Annotated in this window: 16 protein-coding genes and 1 riboswitch; of the genes, 5 read left to right on the top strand and 11 right to left on the bottom strand. The window is 60.1% G+C overall.

The genetic code is table 11. The features are described 5' to 3' along the window. Window positions 1-268 precede the first annotated feature (268 nt). The 5 genes from ACIPIN_RS09480 to ACIPIN_RS09460 are packed head-to-tail and all read right to left on the bottom strand — an operon-like array spanning window position 269 to window position 4,340. Window positions 269-910 carry an urea amidolyase associated protein UAAP2 gene (locus ACIPIN_RS09480; RefSeq protein ID WP_401117782.1) on the bottom strand — a complete coding sequence of 214 codons (642 nt, stop codon included), beginning with the start codon at window positions 908-910 and terminating at the stop codon, window positions 269-271. Between the two features lie 11 nt (window positions 911-921). Next, window positions 922-1,647, bottom strand: a complete 726-nt coding sequence (locus ACIPIN_RS09475) for an urea amidolyase associated protein UAAP1 (RefSeq protein ID WP_401117780.1) — start codon at window positions 1,645-1,647, stop codon at window positions 922-924. 12 nt (window positions 1,648-1,659) lie between these two features. Then, on the bottom strand, window positions 1,660-2,448 hold the full coding sequence (locus ACIPIN_RS09470) for an ABC transporter ATP-binding protein (RefSeq protein ID WP_401117778.1): 789 nt from the start codon (window positions 2,446-2,448) through the stop codon (window positions 1,660-1,662). After that, window positions 2,445-3,260: an ABC transporter permease gene (locus ACIPIN_RS09465; protein WP_401117776.1), complete on the bottom strand. Its 816-nt coding sequence runs from the start codon at window positions 3,258-3,260 to the stop codon at window positions 2,445-2,447. Before ACIPIN_RS09465 ends, ACIPIN_RS09470 begins: the two co-directional genes overlap by 4 nt. Window positions 3,261-3,272: 12 nt before the next feature. Next, on the bottom strand, window positions 3,273-4,340 hold the full coding sequence (locus ACIPIN_RS09460) for a putative urea ABC transporter substrate-binding protein (RefSeq protein ID WP_401117774.1): 1,068 nt from the start codon (window positions 4,338-4,340) through the stop codon (window positions 3,273-3,275). 63 nt (window positions 4,341-4,403) lie between these two features. Next, a riboswitch (guanidine-I (ykkC/yxkD leader) is annotated at window positions 4,404-4,504 on the bottom strand. Window positions 4,505-4,831: 327 nt separating this feature from the next. On the opposite strand from ACIPIN_RS09460, the gene ACIPIN_RS09455 reads away from it, so the two are divergent. Further along, complete coding sequence (locus tag ACIPIN_RS09455) at window positions 4,832-5,113, top strand: hypothetical protein (RefSeq protein WP_401117772.1); 282 nt, start codon at window positions 4,832-4,834, stop codon at window positions 5,111-5,113. A 247-nt stretch (window positions 5,114-5,360) separates the two neighbouring features. Next, window positions 5,361-5,792 (top strand): hypothetical protein, encoded by a 432-nt coding sequence (locus ACIPIN_RS09450; protein ID WP_401117770.1) that lies wholly within the window; start codon window positions 5,361-5,363, stop codon window positions 5,790-5,792. Window positions 5,793-5,846: 54 nt separating this feature from the next. On the opposite strand, the gene ACIPIN_RS09445 is transcribed toward ACIPIN_RS09450, so the two are convergent. Then, window positions 5,847-6,959, bottom strand: coding sequence for an enoyl-CoA hydratase/isomerase family protein (locus ACIPIN_RS09445; RefSeq protein WP_401117768.1), 1,113 nt, complete (start codon window positions 6,957-6,959; stop codon window positions 5,847-5,849). A gap of 131 nt (window positions 6,960-7,090) precedes the next feature. On the opposite strand from ACIPIN_RS09445, the gene ung reads away from it, so the two are divergent. Continuing rightward, the gene (gene ung / locus ACIPIN_RS09440) at window positions 7,091-7,783 is read left to right on the top strand and encodes a uracil-DNA glycosylase (protein ID WP_401117766.1); all 693 of its coding nucleotides are present in this window, start codon (window positions 7,091-7,093) and stop codon (window positions 7,781-7,783) included. 54 nt (window positions 7,784-7,837) lie between these two features. Here the strand turns inward: ung and ACIPIN_RS09435 are convergent, their stop codons facing one another. The 3 genes from ACIPIN_RS09435 to ACIPIN_RS09425 are packed head-to-tail and all read right to left on the bottom strand — an operon-like array spanning window position 7,838 to window position 10,853. Next, window positions 7,838-9,346: a tripartite tricarboxylate transporter permease gene (locus tag ACIPIN_RS09435; protein ID WP_401117764.1), complete on the bottom strand. Its 1,509-nt coding sequence runs from the start codon at window positions 9,344-9,346 to the stop codon at window positions 7,838-7,840. 1 nt (window position 9,347) lies between these two features. Then, on the bottom strand, window positions 9,348-9,806 hold the full coding sequence (locus ACIPIN_RS09430; protein WP_401117762.1) for a tripartite tricarboxylate transporter TctB family protein: 459 nt from the start codon (window positions 9,804-9,806) through the stop codon (window positions 9,348-9,350). A 57-nt stretch (window positions 9,807-9,863) separates the two neighbouring features. Continuing rightward, complete coding sequence (locus ACIPIN_RS09425; protein WP_401117760.1) at window positions 9,864-10,853, bottom strand: Bug family tripartite tricarboxylate transporter substrate binding protein; 990 nt, start codon at window positions 10,851-10,853, stop codon at window positions 9,864-9,866. A 478-nt stretch (window positions 10,854-11,331) separates the two neighbouring features. Here ACIPIN_RS09425 and ACIPIN_RS09420 point away from each other — a divergent pair, with 478 nt between their 5' ends. Then, window positions 11,332-12,003, top strand: coding sequence for a response regulator (locus ACIPIN_RS09420; RefSeq protein ID WP_401117758.1), 672 nt, complete (start codon window positions 11,332-11,334; stop codon window positions 12,001-12,003). Beyond that, a complete protein-coding gene (locus ACIPIN_RS09415) occupies window positions 11,996-13,381 on the top strand; it encodes a sensor histidine kinase (protein WP_401117756.1) in 1,386 nt (461 codons plus the stop codon). Before ACIPIN_RS09420 ends, ACIPIN_RS09415 begins: the two co-directional genes overlap by 8 nt. An 88-nt stretch (window positions 13,382-13,469) precedes the next feature. Here the strand turns inward: ACIPIN_RS09415 and ACIPIN_RS09410 are convergent, their stop codons facing one another. Beyond that, window positions 13,470-14,291, bottom strand: coding sequence for an HDOD domain-containing protein (locus ACIPIN_RS09410; RefSeq protein ID WP_401117754.1), 822 nt, complete (start codon window positions 14,289-14,291; stop codon window positions 13,470-13,472). Between the two features lie 36 nt (window positions 14,292-14,327). Continuing rightward, complete coding sequence (locus ACIPIN_RS09405) at window positions 14,328-15,269, bottom strand: YgfZ/GcvT domain-containing protein (protein ID WP_401117752.1); 942 nt, start codon at window positions 15,267-15,269, stop codon at window positions 14,328-14,330. Between the last annotated feature and the right edge of the window lie 86 nt (window positions 15,270-15,355).

Here is a 15,355-nt window from a genome sequence, read left to right as displayed (position 1 = left end):
CCCGCGGGCCGAGCTCACTCAGCCCCGACCTGGGATGCGGGCCGTCCCGCAGTTTTTCGAAATGCACCAGGGCCGTCCCGGGTGACAGAAGTTGATGCTGCCCCCTGTAGGAGCTGGCGCAGCCTGCGATCTCTTGATCTTGCTCTTGAGGGCTTAGTGCCCCCCTAAAAGATCGCAGCCTTCGGCAGCTCCTACGGGCGGTGTTTCAGGCATTGGCCAGATCGGCTCTGGCACAGGACAAACAACCAGCGGCGCAGGCGGGCGAGTTTCAGTTCCATAGCAGAAGTTCCGCAGGGGTCGGGTTGTAGGCGTTGCACGGGTTGTTCAGTTGAGGGCAGTTGGAGATCAGCACGATCACATCCATCTCCGCTCGTAGGTCGACGTACTTGCCGGGCGCCGAGATGCCGTCTTCAAAGGTCAGGCCGCCGTCGGCGGTAACAGGCACGTTCATGAAGAAGTTGATGTTCGGTCCGATGTCGCCCTTGCCCAACCGCCCGTCGTGAGCGCAGGCGCGCAGGTAGTTGTCACGGCAGCTGTGCATGTAGCGTTTTTCCAATGCGTAACGCACGGTGTTGCTCTCCTGGGCGCAGGCACCGCCGAGGGTATCGTGGCGCCCGCAGGTGTCGGCGATGATGGTCAACATTGGCTGGCCCAAGTTGGAATAGAGCACGCTGCCGGTGCTCAGGTAGATGCTGTTTTGCCGACGCAGGGTGCGCTGTACGTCGTAGCGTTCCTTGGGGTTTTTCAGGCTGTAGAACAACGTGTCGACCGCCTGATTACCTTCAAGGTCGAGGATGCGCAGGGTCTGGCCGGCCTTGACCTCCATCAGCCAGGGTTCACCGGACGGGATGGTGGCGCGGTAGACCGCTGTTTCAGGCAGCTGTTGAGCAGTAGCGATGGCGAGTGACATGGCAGGAGTCCTCAGGCGAACAAACGGTCGGTGTTGATGAAGCCGCGCTCGTTCTCCGGGCGCGAGGTACGGCAGTGTTCGGCGACACTGGCGTCGGCGTTCATCCAGCTAAGCTTGAGCGGTTTGGGCGCGTACTCGGGCGAGGGGTCCATCGGGTGTTGCAGGGCGGTGAGCACTACCAGTGTGTCCATCGGCGCATAGAGTTCGATGTAGTCGCCGGCCTTGGAATTGCCTTCGATAAAGTACAAACGCCCGGCGTCATCGACGTTGACCCGACTGAACAGGTTGAGGGTCATCAGCAAGTCGCAGATCCCCAATCCCCATTTGCCCAGTTCCACCAGCAGGTTGTCGGTACCGTTACGGTAGAAGCCGTTACGCAATTCCTGAAAACGTCCTTGGCCGTATTTTTCCGCCACCTCCGCAGCGCAGAGCACGCCGCCGATGCTGTCGCTCCAGCCACAGGTGTCGGCGGTGATTGCCGCAAGCACCCGGCCCATATCCGAGTACAGGCAATGGCCGGCGGTGAGCTTGGCGGTGTGTTGGCATTTGAGGCTGTCGGGCAGGTTCAGGCGTTCGGTTCTTTCATTGGCGTTGAGCAACGTAAGGCTGACGTTGGCACCGCCGCGCAGGTCGGTCAGGCGCAGCAATTGGCCCCGTTTCAGAACGAATGACCTATGGCCGCCGCCGGGGAGCATTTCTTCGGCGAAGGGCGGGAACAGTTGGGTCGAATCTGTCATGTGCAAAATCCTCTAAGCGATACGAAGCGTGCCCGCCAGCATTGCCGGCAGGGCGTCGACGGCGGCACGAGTGGCGCGGCGGTCGCTGTTCAAAGGGATGTCGTAAGTGATACGCGCGCCATAGGCGCCGGGGGCGTGCGGGTCGTGGCGGACCTTGTCGAACACCAGCAGACGCGTGCCGAGGCTGAAACCTTCGGACAGGTCGTGGGTGACCATGAACACCGTCAGTTGCGTTTCGCGCCACAGCTCCAGTAGCAGGTTGTGCATGTCCTTGCGAATGCCTGGGTCGAGGGCACCGAACGGTTCGTCGAGCAGCAATACTCGGGGCTTCATGATCAGTGCCTGGGCGATGGCCAGCCGTTGTTGCATGCCGCCGGAAAGCTGCGCCGGGTACTTGTCCAGCGCGTGGCCGAGACCGACCTTTTTCAGCAGCACCGAGGCCTGTTCGCGAGCCTCGCGCCTGGCACTGCCGAACAGCCGTCCGAGCAGCGGCGAGCGCGGCAGTTCGAGACCGAGGACGACGTTGTCCAACACTGTCAGGTGCGGGAATACCGAGTAGCGCTGGAACACCACGCCACGGCTGGCATCCGGTTCGCTGGCCAGCGGCTGGCCATCGAGCAGGATCTCGCCATGACTGGCTTTTTCCTGGCCCAGCAGCAGCCGCAAAAAGGTCGATTTACCGCAACCCGAGGCGCCCACCAGTGTGCAAAACTCACCCTCGTTGACCTGTAGGTTCAGTCCTTCGAGCACTACCTGATCGGCATATTGCTGCCAGACGTTTTTGACTGTGATGAAGCTCATGCCCGCGCTCCTTCGTACCAGGGGAAGACGGTTTGAGTCAGGCGCTTGAGACCCCAGTCCATCAGCCAGGCAAGCAGGGTGATCCAGACCACGTAAGGCAGGATCACGTCCATCGCCAGGTAGCGGCGCACCAGGAAGATCCGGTAACCCAGACCGTCGGTGGAGGCGATGGCTTCGGCGGCGATCAGAAACAACCACGCCGAACCCAGCATCAGCCGCAGGGATATCAGCAGGCGCGGCAGCAATTGCGGCAGTACTACCCGCAGAATTACCGTCCAGGTCGAGGCGCCGAGGGTCTGGGCCTTGATCAGCAATTCGACCGGAATCTCCCGTGCACGCTGTTCCAGATCCCGGGCCAGACAGGGGGTAATGCCGATCACGATCAGCATCACTTTCGACAACTCCCCTAACCCGAAAACGATGAACAGAATCGGCAGAATCGCCAGTGGTGGCACCATCGACAGTACCGTCAGCAGGGGCGACAACGGTGCGCCGAACAACGGCAGTGACCCTGCCGCGATGCCCAGGCAAAGCCCGGCCAATGCACTGATGCCCAGGCCTATAGCCAGCCGCTGAAGACTGGCACCGGTGTCCTGCCAGAGCAGGTATTCGCCGGTGCGTGGGTCGGCGGTGAACGCCAGGCGTTTGACCGCGTCGCTCATTTGCACGGCGCTGGGCAGCAGCTTGTCGTTGGGGTTGTCCGTCAGTCGTTCGGCCGAGCCCATGAAGTAGGCAAACAGCACCAACGCGAAGGGCAGGATCACCAGCAACAGGCGACTCGGGCGATCAGGGTGGCGATTGATCAGGCGCATGGCCGTGTCCTCTTACAGCTTGGCGTCGGCGGCCATTTGCACGTAGCTCGGGTCGAAGTGCAGCTTGAGGTTGGCCTTGTCACCGCTGGTCACGCCATTGGCGAAGGCCATGCCGACGGCACTGGTGTCCTTGGCACCTTCACCGAGCAGCCCGTGCTGGAAGGAGAACTCGGCGACCTTGCGCATGGTTTTCGGCAGTTGCTCGCTGGTGGCGAATGCCAGTGCTTCCTTGGGCGTGGCGAACAATTTGGTGGTGTCCAGTTGCGATTGAAAACCCGCCAGATCGGTGCCCGAGGTTTTGGCCATGTGTTCCAGCGCAGCGGTACTGGCGGCGGACTTGGCGTTCATCAACGCCACTACTTCGAACCAGGCGCCGGTCAACGCCTTGCCCAGTGCCGGGTTGTCTTTGAGCGTCTGGGTGTTGACCACCATCATGTCCATGATTTCGCCGGGGACCTTGCTGGAGTCGAACACCTGGGTCACGCCGGGTTTGGCCTTGATGTCCGAGAGCATCGGGTTCCAGGTGGTCACGGCTTTGACGACGTCAGTGTTGAAGGCGGCCGAGATGTCGGCGTCGGAAGTGTTGACCACTTTCAGGTCTTTTTCGGTGAGGTCCGCCGTGTCCAGCGCGCGTGCCAGCAGGTAGTGGGACACCGAGAGCTCCACCAGGTTGACGTTCATGCCTTTGAGGTCAGCGACGGTTTTGCCTTCGCCCTTGATGACGATGCCGTCGTTGCCATTGGAAAAGTCGCTGACGATGAGTGCAGTGCTGTCGACGCCGCCCGCTGCCGGAATGGTCAGCGCATCCATGTTGGTCATGGTGCAGCCGTCGAATTGGCCGGCGGTGTACTGGTTGATCGATTCGACGTAGTCGTTGAGCTGTACCACATCAATGCTGATGCCGTACTTCTTCGCCCATTTGTCGATGATGCCCTGGCTGCCTGCGTACTCCCAAGGCATCCAGCCGGCGTAGATGGTCCAGCAGACGTTGAAGTGGTCCTTCTGTGCGGCCTGGGCCGAGAAGCTGACGAGTGCTGCGAACGCAGCGGCGAGCAGAGTGGGGATACGAAGCTGGGACATGGATGGTTCTCCAGTTGATCAAGGGGGCGGACAGGAGCAACGCGGCACCGCGAACGGTGGCTTGTCTCCCGGGCTTTTGTCCCGCCGTGTAACCTCAACTGGAGGTCGCCAACTCTCGGACCAGTCACTCGCTTTCGCGAGCCGGAACCCTAGTCAGCCATTGCAAATTGTGGTGCCGCGAACCTGTGATGACTCCTGCACAGGCTTGCTAAAGCGAGAGCCGTGCCAAGTCTGGTCAAGGGCTCTGCCTCGGGCATTCTGGAAAATTGTTGGGTGGATGAACGCAGGTTTTGCCTTGTTGTGGTGCGTAAGTGCACCGCGTTGGGACGTGTTTTTTTGAGCGCTGGGCGGACCGGCCGCCGATCTGAAGCAGTGCGTGGTGAGGCACTTGGCGGTTGTTTCAGAGTCTTAATAGGTGTCAGCCACTCAGTGTTCCGACTGACGCCGACCAGCGTTGCTGGTATGTGCTGCCTGCGGTCCAGGAGGCCGCCATGTATCGTCGAATCTTGCTCGGTGCGTTGCTTGGTTTGAGTCTTTCTGCCTGTTACTACTACGCAGAACCCGGCTATTACGGTACTGCGGTGTACACAGCGCCAGCACCTTATTACTACGGTGGTTACTACTCGCCTTATTACTACGGCGGTTATTACTACTACGGCCCTCGCTTTTACGGCGGATACTGGCCTTATTACTACGGCGGCTACTACTACCCCTATTACTACGGTGGTCATGGGGGGCGTTATCACAGTGGCTACTATCACGGGCATCGTTAAAGCGTGGTGAGTCGAACCGGATTGATCGCTTTTCAGTTTCTCCGTTGGCGGCGCTTCCTGGCGAAGGAAGCGCCGTTTTTTATGCAGGCTGATCGGTGGTCGAGAAGCGTTATCTGTTACTTGTTTCAATGTGTTTCAAAATCGCACCAGATTCCGATTTTGCTGTCAGATATTTCGTCAGCCAGATGAATTGGCTGCCGCCGACCAGCGTCGCTGGTGTGGCTCTTTCGCGGTCCAGGAGGCCGCCATGTATCGTCGACTTCTTCTCATTGCTTCATTGGGTTTGACGCTTTCTGCTTGTGTACCCTATTACGACGAAGGTCCCGGTAATTACAGCTCTGAGGTCTACACCTCGCCGGCGCCAGCTTATTACTACGGAGGTGGACCTTATTACTCCCCGCCTGCGCGTTACTACTCTTCGCCGCGCTACTACGAGCCAGCGCCGCGTTATTACCAAGCACCGCCGCGTTATTACCAGGCAGCACCGCGAGTCGAGTACCGCGTTTACCAGAACCGTGGCTGGGATGACCGCGACCGCCATGGCTGGGGTCATCGCGAAGAGGGTGGCCATGGCCGCCGAGAATGGGATGATCGGGGGCATCGTGACGGGCGTGATCACGACAGACATGGTGACCGTGATGGTCGCGATGGCCGCCGCAATTGGGACGGCCACCGTTAGGCCTTGCAACGAACAAGCGGCGCATTCAGCGCCGCTTTTTTTACGCCTGAAATTTCAGTAACCCGACAAATCCGCCAGTGGATGTCGACCCTCCCAGACTTTATGAAAATGCGCCTGGACCACCGCATCAGGGATCGTATTGATGTCCGGCCAATGCCAGCGCGGCTTGTGGTCCTTGTCGATCAAGCGGGCACGAACACCTTCGCTGAATTCCGGGTGACGGCAGCAGTTCAGGCTCATGGTGTATTCCATTTGGAATACCTCGGCCAATGACAAGTGCCGAGCGCGCTGGATCTGCTCCCAGACCAGATGAGCGGTCAGCGGACAGCCTTCGTGCAGGGTTTTCGCCGCGCGGGCCAGCAGCAAGTCGCGGTGATCGCGCAACAGACTGATGGCGCGCCAGGCACAGCGCACGTCGCTGACATCCAGCAACTCATCAATCTGCTGGCGTCGCGGCAACCATTGGGCCTCGGGCATTTGCCCGATGGCCTCTTGCTGCAGGGCCTTGAGCAGGCTGTTGAGCTGCATCGGCGTCTGTTCCTGCCAGTTCAGTTGCAGCAGACCTTCGATAAGCTCTTCCTGCTGTTCATCCAGCAGGAAGCGGTCGGCCAGGTCCAGATCAATGGCGTCGCGTCCGTTCATCTGCGCACCGCTCAAGCCAAGAAACAGGCCGAGCTTGCCGGGCATTCGCGAGAGAAACCAACTGGCGCCGACATCCGGGTACAGACCGATACTGATTTCGGGCATGGCCAGGCGGCTGCTTGGGGTGACAATGCGAATGCTCGCGCCTTGCAGCAACCCCAGGCCACCACCGAGCACGTAACCATGACCCCAGCAGATCAGTGGTTTGGGGTAAGTGTGCAGGCGATAATCAAGGCGATATTCCGCGGCAAAAAACTGTGCGGCCAAGGGCGGTACTTCACCAGGATGGTTTCGACAGGCTTCTACCAGGCTGCGCACCTCACCGCCGGCGCAAAACGCCTTGGCGCCGTTACCGCGTAACAGCACGCAGACAATCTGCGGCTCTTTGGCCCAGGCTTCCAGTTGATCGCTCAAGGCCCTGATCATCGGCAGCGAGAGGGCGTTCAGGGATTTTTCGGCATCCAGGCTGGCGATGCCGATGCGTGCGCCGTCCGTGCCGGTGAGTTCTTCGAAGTGCAGATTCATTTTGACCTCGATGACTGAATTGAACGTTCAGTATGATCGCTGTATGAGAAAGTGCTGGATCTGTGTCAGATCAATTGACAAGCGCGGTGGGCTTTCCTAGGGTTCGCCCCATTGAACATTCGGGTGTAACCATGACTGCTGATGACCGTATCAAACTCGAACCGACCTGGAAGGAAGCACTGCGTGCCGAGTTCGACCAGCCTTATATGGCAGAGTTGCGCGAGTTTCTGCGGCAGGAAAACGCCGCAGGCAAGGAAATCTATCCGCCGGGGCCGATGATCTTCAACGCCCTCAACTCGACGCCGCTGGACAAGGTCAAAGTGGTGATCCTTGGCCAGGACCCGTACCACGGCCCGGGTCAGGCCCATGGCTTGTGCTTCTCGGTGCAACCGGGCGTGCCGGCGCCACCGTCGCTGGTGAACATCTATAAAGAGTTGAAGCGTGACCTGAACATCGACATCCCGAACCACGGTTACCTGCAAAGCTGGGCCGACCAGGGCGTGCTGATGCTCAACACCACCATGACCGTGGAGCGGGCCAGCGCCAACGCCCATGCGGGCAAGGGTTGGCAGTACTTTACCGATCGGATCATCGAGGTGGTCAGCGAACATCAGCCCCATCTGGTGTTTTTGCTGTGGGGCGCTCATGCGCAGAGCAAACAGAAACTGATCGACGCTACCAAGCATCTGGTGCTGACGTCGGTGCACCCGTCGCCGCTGTCCGCCTATCGCGGATTCCTCGGTTGCGGGCACTTCAGCCGCACCAACAAGTTTCTTGAACAGAATGGCGAGACGCCGATCGAATGGCGGTTGCCACCGATTTGAAAACTGCAATCGCGGGCAAGCGCCAGGCGCCCGCGATAGGTTCGACTCGGTCCCTCAGGCGATAGCGCGCCGCGCCACGGAACGTTTGCGCCAGATACGCAGGATTGGCATCAGCAACATGATCGCCGTCAGTACCCAGACACCGAACGTGATCGGGCTCGACCAAAGGATCTCCAGTGCGCCATTGGAAATCGACAAGGCACGCCGCAGGTTCTGTTCCATCAACCCGCCGAGAATGAAACCCAGCAGGACCGGCGACAACGGGAAGTCCAGCTTGCGCAGGATGTAGCCGAAGATGCCGATGCCGATCATCAGGAACAGGTCGAAGGTGGTCGCGTGCACGGCGTAAACGCCGATCCCGGTAATGATCGCGATCACCGGCACCAGCGCCCAGTTCGGTACCGCGAGAATGCGGGTGAAGATGCGGATCATCGGGATGTTGAGGATCACCAGCATGATGTTGGCGATGAACAACGAGGCGATCAGCCCCCAGACAATGTCCGGTTGCTGTTGGAACAGCAGCGGACCGGGGGTGATGTTGTACAGCGACAATGCGCCGATCATCACTGCGGTGGTGCCCGAACCCGGTACGCCGAGGGTCAGCATCGGCACCAGTGCGCCGCAGGCCGACGCACCGATAGCGGTTTCTGGAGCGGCCAGACCGCGCATGTCGCCTTGGCCGAAGGTGCCTTTGGCGCCGGCGATACGTTTCTCGGTCATGTAGGCCACGGCACTGGCCAGGGTCGCACCGGCACCCGGCAACACACCCATGATGAAGCCCAGCAGACCGCAGCGAATGTTCACCACGAACACCGAGGCCGCTTCCTTGAAATTGAACATCATCCGGCCGGTGGCTTTTACCGCTTCCTGGCCGCGATGGGTTTTTTCCAGCAGCAGAAGGATTTCGCTGATGGAGAACAGGCCGAGCACCAGCACGACGAACTGAATCCCGTCTGTCAAATGGATGTTGTCCCCGGTGAATCGGTAGACGCCGCTGTTGGCGTCGATCCCGACGCTGGAGAGAAACAGCCCGATCAGCGCCGCGATAAAGGTCTTGAGCGGTCGATCTCCGGCCATGCCGCCGAGGCAGACGATGGCGAACACCATCAGCACGAAGTACTCCGCGGGTCCGAAGGCAATCGCCCATTTCGCCAGCAGCGGAGCGAACAGCACCATGCCGCAGGTGGCAATGAAGGCACCGATGAACGAGCTCCAGGCCGACAGCGACAGTGCTACACCCGCCAGGCCTTTACGGGCCATCGGGTAACCGTCGAGGGTGGTCATTACCGTGGAGGCTTCGCCCGGAATGTTCAGCAGGATCGAGCTGATCCGGCCGCCGTACTCGCATCCCAGGTACACCGCTGCCAGTAGAATCAACGCCGACTCCGGGGGCAGGCCGAGGGCGAAGGCAATCGGGATCAGCAGCGCCACGCCGTTGATCGGACCCAGGCCCGGCAGCAGGCCGACCACGGTGCCGATCAGCGTGCCGCACAGCGCGGTCACCAGGTTGTAGGGGCTCAGCGCGACGCCGAAGCCCTGACCCAAATAGCCGAAAGTATCCATATCAGTTCTCCAGAACGTCGAGCAGACCCAGGGGCAGCGGCACGTCCATCATCTTGTCGAACAGCAGGTAAAGGCCAATGCTCATCAGGCTGATGATCGCCACGCTGGGTAGCCAGCGACCGCCATACAGGCGGGCCATCGGAATGCCGATCAGGATGCTGCTGAGGATGAAGCCCAAGGGTTCGAACAGACCGGCGAAGATCAGCAGCAGCACGATGCAGATGACGATCTTGTTGAGGGTTTCGCGGTCCAGTTTCGGGTCGTCTTCGCTGTGCACGATCGGCGTCGGACGAAACAGCATGTACAGCAGGCCCAGGCCCATCAGGCCCAGCATCAACAAGGGGAAGGCCCGCGGCCCTACCGGTTCGTAGGAGAAAGCGGCCTGATATGGCCACGCCATGAGTGCCAGGCCGACACAGGCCAGCAACAGCACCGAAGCAAAAATGCGTTGTAAGAGCATGACAAACTCCTGGGCCACCCCTTGATGCGCAAGGGGGTGGCCGCGAGACAGAGGCGATTACTGAATCAGGCCGAACTCTTTGGCCAGCAGTTTGTAGTCCGCTACCTGCTTCTTCACGTAGGTGTCCAGCTCTGGCCCGGTCATGGCGAACGGGAACAGTTGTCGCTGATCACGCAGCTTGGCGAAGTCTTCCGATGCCAGCAGTTTGTCGAAGGCGTTTTTCCACCAGGCGTATTCCGCATCGCTGACTTTTGGCCCGAGGTAGAAGCCACGAACCACTGGCCAGACGATGTCGTAGCCTTGCTCTTTGGCGGTCGGAATGTCCTTCATTTCCGGTTCGTCCAGACGCTCGTTGGCGAACACGGCCAGCAGGCGCATGTCACCGCTCTGAATGTGCGGCATGGAGTCGGAGATGTCGGTGCTGCCGACCTGGATGTGGCCACCCAGCAAGGCTGTGGCGATTTCGCCGCCACCTTCGAGGGCGACGTAACGCAGGTCACGCGGGTTGATTCCGGCGGCCTTGGCGATCAATGCGGTTTGCATCCAGTCCTGACTGCCGACAGTGCCGCCGGAACCGATCACCACTTTGCTCGGGTCTTTCTTCAACGCCTGAACCAGATCGTCGAGGTTCTTGTAGGGCGAATCGCTTTTCACCGCGATGGCGCCGTAGCTGGTGCCAACCGCTGCCAGCCAGCGCACGGCGCTTTCATCGAAACGACCGAACTTGCCTTGGGCCAGGTTCAGCAGCGAGCCGCTGGACCAGGCCACCAGAGTGCCGGCATCCGCAGGGCGTTGGGCGACAACCGCGTTATAAGCCACCGCGCCGACACCGCCGGGCATGTAGGTCACACGCATCGGTTTGCTCAGCAGTTTTTCGTTCACCAGCGCGCTTTGCGCCAGTTTGCAGGTCAGGTCGAAACCACCACCAGGGGATGCCGGGGCGATGCATTCCGGGCGCTTGGGTTCGCTGGCGACATCGGCCAGCAGTGGGCCGGCAAACAGCATGCAGCTGGCCGCCAAGGCGAATTTACGCAGTGATGGGTTCATGTGAATCTCCATATTGTTGTTATTGGATGAGTCTAATGACCAAAGTACAAGGCTATCGCTCACCAGCCCCGGTGGTGCTGGTGCCGCCGCGAACGTCGCGGTTGAAGTAAAGGTTGCGGATTTCGAGGGGCGCGCGACTGTCTTCGAGTGAAGGCCGGTTCACTGAGCCGCGAGACTCCGGTGAGGGGGGTGGAGCCGCGGCGGGAATAACAAGCAGGCAGGCATGCCTTTGGCTGTATAGACAGCATCTTGAGCGACTCCGTTATTGTTCTTGTTGGCGAAAACGCTTTGAGGCGTTTTCGGGTATCTACTGCCTGTGTATGGCAATCGAAACTGCCCGTGACTGGACTCTAGCGATCCAACCTTTCACGAACCTTTCAGCAGACTTTCACGGTTTTCGGGCTTCACAGCGGCGGATGCGGCTGTAAACTCCGCGCCAAAGAATGGCGTCGACCATCCCCGAATGAGGTAGAAATCCATGCGTGTTCTTCTTGTTGAAGACCATTTGCAGTTGGCCGAAAGTGTTGCACAAGCGCTCAAGAGCACCGGTCTGACCGTCGATGTGCTGCACGATGGGGTGGCTGCTGACCTGGCCTTGAACAGCGAGGAGTACGCGGTGGCGATCCTTGATGTCGGCCTGCCGCGCATGGACGGTTTCGAGGTGCTGGCGCGATTGCGCAGTCGTGGTAAAAACCTGCCGGTGCTGATGCTGACGGCCCGCAGCGACGTCAAGGATCGGGTTCATGGGCTCAACCTCGGTGCCGACGACTACCTGGCCAAACCCTTTGAACTGACCGAGCTGGAAGCGCGGGTCAAGGCACTGTTACGCCGCAGCGTATTGGGTGGCGAGCGCCAGCAACGTTGCGGCGTATTGGTGTATGACCTGGACACCCGGCGCTTCACCCTTGGTGATGATTTGCTGACCTTGACCTCCCGCGAACAAGCGGTGCTCGAATCGTTGATCGCGCGCCCTGGGCGAGTGATGAGCAAGGAGCAAGTGGCCTCGCAAGTGTTCGGCCTGGACGAAGAGGCCAGCCCTGATGCCATCGAAATCTACGTCCACCGCTTGCGCAAAAAACTCGACGGCCACGCGGTGGCGATCGTGACCTTCAGGGGGCTCGGTTACCTGCTGGAAGCCCGCGATGCATAAGCCCGGCAGTCTGCGCTGGCGGTTATTGTGGAACCTCGCGTTGCTGCTGGTGGTGTTGATGATCGCCAGCGGTTTGAGTGCCTACTGGAACGGTCGCGAAGCGGCCGACACGGCATATGACCGAACCTTGCTGGCCTCGGCGCGAACCATCGCCGCCGGCCTTTCCCAGCGAGACGGCAGTCTCAGCGCCGATGTGCCTTACGTGGCGCTGGACACCTTCGTCAACGACAGCGCCGGGCGGATTTACTACCAGGTCAACGACATCCATCAGCAGCTGATTTCCGGTTACGAAAACCTGCCCGGGCCACCGCCCGGTACACCGCGAACCGACGACTACCCAGCGCTGGCGCGGTTCTATGACGCCATTTACCAAGGGCAGAACGTGAGGGTCGTGAGCCTGCTCAAGCCGGTGATCGAGCCGAACATGAATGGCATGGCGGAAATCCGCGTGGCGGAAACCGACGAGGCGCGCGTGCGCATGGCCCGCAGCCTGATGACCGATACCCTGCTGCGTCTGGGCATGCTGGCGGTGGGGGCGTTGCTGTTGGTGTGGTTTGCGGTGAGCGCGGCATTGCGCCCGCTGGAGCGTTTGCGCACTGTGGTGGAAGAGCGGCAATCGGATGACCTTCGGCCTTTGCCGTTGGTGGAAGTGCAGCGCGAATTGTGGCCGCTGGTGCGCGCCCTTAACCACTTCACCGAACGTTTACGTGGGCAGTTCGAGCGTCAGGCGCAGTTCATCGCCGATGCGGCCCATGAGTTGCGAACGCCGTTGGCGGCACTCAAGGCAAGGCTGGAATTGGGGTTGCGGGCGAGCGAGCCAGAAACCTGGCGAAACACATTGGAGAGTGCCGCACAAGGCACTGATCGACTGACTCATTTGGCAAATCAATTGCTTTCGCTTGCACGCGTCGAGAACGGTGCGCGGGCGATTGCCGAGGGTGGGGCGCAGTTGCTCGATCTGAGTCAACTGGCTCGTGAGTTGGGCATGGCCATGGCGCCACTGGCCCATGCACGGGGCGTCGCTCTGGCATTGGAGGCTGACGAGCCAGTGTGGCTGCGTGGCGAGCCAACACTGTTGAATGAATTGTTGAGCAACCTGGTGGATAACGCCTTGGCCCACACGCCACCCGGCGGCAACGTGATCTTGCGCGTCAGTGCGCCAGCGGTGCTTGAGGTTGAGGATGATGGGCCGGGGATTCCTCTTGAGGAGCGCGACCGGGTGTTCGAGCGCTTTTATCGGCGTAATCAGCAGGTGGCGGGTTCAGGCCTCGGCCTGGCGATTGTCGGTGAAATCTGCCGCGCTCATCTGGCCCAGATCAGCCTGCACGATGGCGCGCAGGCCGGGTTGAAGGTTCGCGTAAGTTTTATTGCAGGATAACAACCGTAGGAGTTGCCGCAGGCTGCGATCTTTTGATCTTCAAGTGCCTGAAGAGATCGCAGCCTGCGGCAGCTCCTACGGGGATAGGTCAATAAAACATTGATCGTGACTCATCCAGATCACTGCACATCGCCTTGTTCTCTGGATCAATCCCCAGTTTTTTGAACGCTGGCACGCTGAGCACATCAATTCTGGACAGGGGGTGATCGGTGTCCTTGTGGCAATACAGGCTGGCGATCTGCACCAGGTCGACATAATCGACCTGCTTGGATTGGCGCTTGAAGTCCAGATACAGCCCCGGCAGTTTCACCAGCATTTCCGGAAATTCCCAGACCTGCAGCAGCTTGTCGCCGAGCAACGGATGAATCTGCTCGATGACATGGTTGAGGCTGACCGGGTCTGACAGCAGCTCGTAGTGGTCTTCGGCGTAGGTCAGAATCGGCAGCACGCCGATCTGATGCACCAGCCCGCCAAGAGCCGCCTGATCCGGTTTCAACTGGGTATGGCTGCGGCACAGTGCATAGCTGACGCCAGCGATTTCCAGACTCTTGCGCCAGACTTCGCGCATCTTCTGTTCCACCACTTCGGAGCGGGCGTGGAAAATCTGTTCCATGACCAGGCCGATAGCCAGGTTGCTGCTGTAATTGATGCCCAGTCGGGTGATTGCCGTGTGCAGGTCGGTCACTTCCTGAGCAGCACGCAGCAACGGACTGTTGACCACCTTGATCAATCGCGCTGATAGCGCGGTGTCGCGGCCGATGACTTTGCTCAGGGTGGCGACGCTGATTTCCGGGTCTTCGGCGGCCTTGCGAATCTGCAAGGCCACTTCCGGTAACGTTGGCAGAACCAGGTCATCGTTATCGATGGCCTCAACCAAATCCTGTTGGACCTTTTCCGCCAGCTCGCTCATTTAGTTTCTCTAGGGTATTGCAAAAAAATGCTGCAATTAACGCTGGATCTCGCGATCACGATCCAGTTGGTAAGGCAGGTCGAGCAGGTGCAGGGCCGGGCCCTCGAGGGCGCCAAGGTGCAGGTCGCCACTTTCCGCAGCTTCGGCCTGCAGCACCGCCAACAGCTCGATGTTCTGTTCGGCGCGAGCGGCGATCACCACTTCACCAATGGAACTGCCGTGGGTTGGGGAAAACAGTGCGGTGCCGGGCTCGGGCAGTTCGGTGGCGTCGAGTTGCAGGCGATACAGCCGACGTTTGAGTTTGCCCAGGTACTGCATTCGCGCGACGATTTCCTGGCCGGTGTAGCAACCTTTCTTGAAACTCACGCCGCCCACCGCTTGCAGATTGAGCATCTGCGGAATGAACAGCTCGCGGGTCTGCGGCATGACCTGGCCGATGCCGGCGCGGATCTGCCCGAGCAGCCACTGGTTCAGATCGCCTTCAGGCAGCAGTGCGGCCAGCGTATTGCGCAAGGTGCCGGCCTGACCGGCCGCCGCCCAGAGCTCGACGCGATCAGATGAAACACGAATGGCAATCAGACCGCCCGCACGGGCAACTGCGCCGTCTTCCCGGGGAAGCGCCAGGCCCAGGCCGGACAGGACGGCTTCTGAGTGCTGCAGACCGAAGCGAACCCAGGCGGCGCTTTCGTCGGTCAACTTGGATTTGGAGAACACCGCGTACTTTTTCAGGTCCGCCAGTTGTGGTTCCAGCAATTCGCTGGCCATCGCCAACAGAACCCCGTCACCTTCAAGCAGGATGCGAAAGCTCGACTGCATGCGGCCTTTCTGGGTGCAGCGTGCACCGAGACTGGCTTGGGTGTCGCTCAGGTAATTGAGGTTGCAGGTCAATTGTCCCTGAAGGAACTTGCTGGCATCGGAGCCGCGGACGGCGAGCACGCCTTCATGGGACAAGGTGCAGAAAAAAGCAGAATCAGCCATGGGTCATCGCAGGGTAAAGAGTCTGGAGGACATCATAAGGGGGCGCCCTTGAAATGGGTAGTTCACAAAGGTTCGATGGTGCCCGA

The sequence above is a fragment of the Pseudomonas sp. NPDC087697 genome, from assembly GCF_044743155.1.
GTDB lineage: Bacteria > Pseudomonadota > Gammaproteobacteria > Pseudomonadales > Pseudomonadaceae > Aquipseudomonas.
Note: the sequence above shows the minus strand (reverse complement) of the source record. Positions and strands in the feature narration are given on the sequence as shown.

Coding starts and splice junctions, on each gene's coding strand:
- ACIPIN_RS09445 (WP_401117768.1), bottom strand. CDS start 6,959: ATGAATCTGCACTTCGAAGAACTCACCGGCACGGACGGCGCACGCATC.
- ACIPIN_RS09425 (WP_401117760.1), bottom strand. CDS start 10,853: ATGAACCCATCACTGCGTAAATTCGCCTTGGCGGCCAGCTGCATGCTG.
- ACIPIN_RS09480 (WP_401117782.1), bottom strand. CDS start 910: ATGTCACTCGCCATCGCTACTGCTCAACAGCTGCCTGAAACAGCGGTC.
- ACIPIN_RS09470 (WP_401117778.1), bottom strand. CDS start 2,448: ATGAGCTTCATCACAGTCAAAAACGTCTGGCAGCAATATGCCGATCAG.
- ACIPIN_RS09415 (WP_401117756.1), top strand. CDS start 11,996: ATGCATAAGCCCGGCAGTCTGCGCTGGCGGTTATTGTGGAACCTCGCG.
- ACIPIN_RS09460 (WP_401117774.1), bottom strand. CDS start 4,340: ATGTCCCAGCTTCGTATCCCCACTCTGCTCGCCGCTGCGTTCGCAGCA.
- ACIPIN_RS09450 (WP_401117770.1), top strand. CDS start 5,361: ATGTATCGTCGACTTCTTCTCATTGCTTCATTGGGTTTGACGCTTTCT.
- ACIPIN_RS09405 (WP_401117752.1), bottom strand. CDS start 15,269: ATGGCTGATTCTGCTTTTTTCTGCACCTTGTCCCATGAAGGCGTGCTC.
- ACIPIN_RS09435 (WP_401117764.1), bottom strand. CDS start 9,346: ATGGATACTTTCGGCTATTTGGGTCAGGGCTTCGGCGTCGCGCTGAGC.
- ACIPIN_RS09420 (WP_401117758.1), top strand. CDS start 11,332: ATGCGTGTTCTTCTTGTTGAAGACCATTTGCAGTTGGCCGAAAGTGTT.
- ACIPIN_RS09455 (WP_401117772.1), top strand. CDS start 4,832: ATGTATCGTCGAATCTTGCTCGGTGCGTTGCTTGGTTTGAGTCTTTCT.
- ACIPIN_RS09465 (WP_401117776.1), bottom strand. CDS start 3,260: ATGCGCCTGATCAATCGCCACCCTGATCGCCCGAGTCGCCTGTTGCTG.
- ACIPIN_RS09410 (WP_401117754.1), bottom strand. CDS start 14,291: ATGAGCGAGCTGGCGGAAAAGGTCCAACAGGATTTGGTTGAGGCCATC.
- ung (WP_401117766.1), top strand. CDS start 7,091: ATGACTGCTGATGACCGTATCAAACTCGAACCGACCTGGAAGGAAGCA.
- ACIPIN_RS09430 (WP_401117762.1), bottom strand. CDS start 9,806: ATGCTCTTACAACGCATTTTTGCTTCGGTGCTGTTGCTGGCCTGTGTC.
- ACIPIN_RS09475 (WP_401117780.1), bottom strand. CDS start 1,647: ATGACAGATTCGACCCAACTGTTCCCGCCCTTCGCCGAAGAAATGCTC.